The organism is Porphyrobacter sp. GA68, assembly GCF_022605525.1.
Taxonomy (GTDB): Bacteria; Pseudomonadota; Alphaproteobacteria; order Sphingomonadales; family Sphingomonadaceae; genus Qipengyuania_B.
Genome location: NZ_JAKQYJ010000010.1, coordinates 1 through 1,345 on the forward strand (window position 1 = coordinate 1; position 1,345 = coordinate 1,345).

The window sequence follows — 1,345 nt, forward strand, 5'->3', positions numbered from 1 at the left end:
CTGCGGATATGGGTACCCTGCTTCCAGGAAAAGCCTCTAAGCATCAGGTAACATCAAATCGTACCCCAAACCGACACAGGTGGTCAGGTAGAGAATACCAAGGCGCTTGAGAGAACTCGGGTGAAGGAACTAGGCAAAATGGTGCCGTAACTTCGGGAGAAGGCACGCTGATATGTAGGTGAAGCGACTTGCTCGTGGAGCTGAAATCAGTCGAAGATACCAGCTGGCTGCAACTGTTTATTAAAAACACAGCACTGTGCAAACACGAAAGTGGACGTATACGGTGTGACGCCTGCCCGGTGCCGGAAGGTTAATTGATGGGGTTAGCGCAAGCGAAGCTCTTGATCGAAGCCCCGGTAAACGGCGGCCGTAACGATAACGGTCCTAAGGTAGCGAAATTCCTTGTCGGGTAAGTTCCGACCTGCACGAATGGCGTAATGATGGCCAGGCTGTCTCCACCCGAGACTCAGTGAAATTGAACTCGCTGTGAAGATGCAGTGTACCCGCGGCAAGACGGAAAGACCCCGTGAACCTTTACTATAGCTTGACACTGAACATTGAGCCTTGATGTGTAGGATAGGTGGGAGGCTTTGAAGTGTGGACGCCAGTCTGCATGGAGCCGACCTTGAAATACCACCCTTTAATGTTTGATGTTCTAACGTTGACCCGTAATCCGGGTTGCGGACAGTGTCTGGTGGGTAGTTTGACTGGGGCGGTCTCCTCCTAAAGAGTAACGGAGGAGCACGAAGGTTGGCTAATCCTGGTCGGACATCAGGAGGTTAGTGCAATGGCATAAGCCAGCTTGACTGCGAGCGTGACGGCGCGAGCAGGTGCGAAAGCAGGTCATAGTGATCCGGTGGTTCTGAATGGAAGGGCCATCGCTCAACGGATAAAAGGTACTCCGGGGATAACAGGCTGATACCGCCCAAGAGTTCATATCGACGGCGGTGTTTGGCACCTCGATGTCGGCTCATCACATCCTGGGGCTGAAGTAGGTCCCAAGGGTATGGCTGTTCGCCATTTAAAGTGGTACGCGAGCTGGGTTTAGAACGTCGTGAGACAGTTCGGTCCCTATCTGCCGTGGGCGCTGGAGAACTGAGGGGGGCTGCTCCTAGTACGAGAGGACCGGAGTGGACGCATCACTGGTGTTCGGGTTGTCATGCCAATGGCACTGCCCGGTAGCTAAATGCGGAAGAGATAAGTGCTGAAAGCATCTAAGCACGAAACTTGCCCCGAGATGAGTTCTCCCTGACTCCTTGAGAGTCCTGAAGGAACGTTGAAGACGACGACGTTGATAGGCCGGGTGTGTAAGCGCAGCGATGCGTTGAGCTAACCGGTACTAATG

At 53.5% G+C, this 1,345-nt stretch carries 1 rRNA gene; it reads left to right on the plus strand.

Features of this window, described 5'->3' with window-relative positions:
• A 23S ribosomal RNA gene (locus tag LHJ54_RS12680) occupies positions 1–1,345 on the plus strand; the annotation flags it as partial.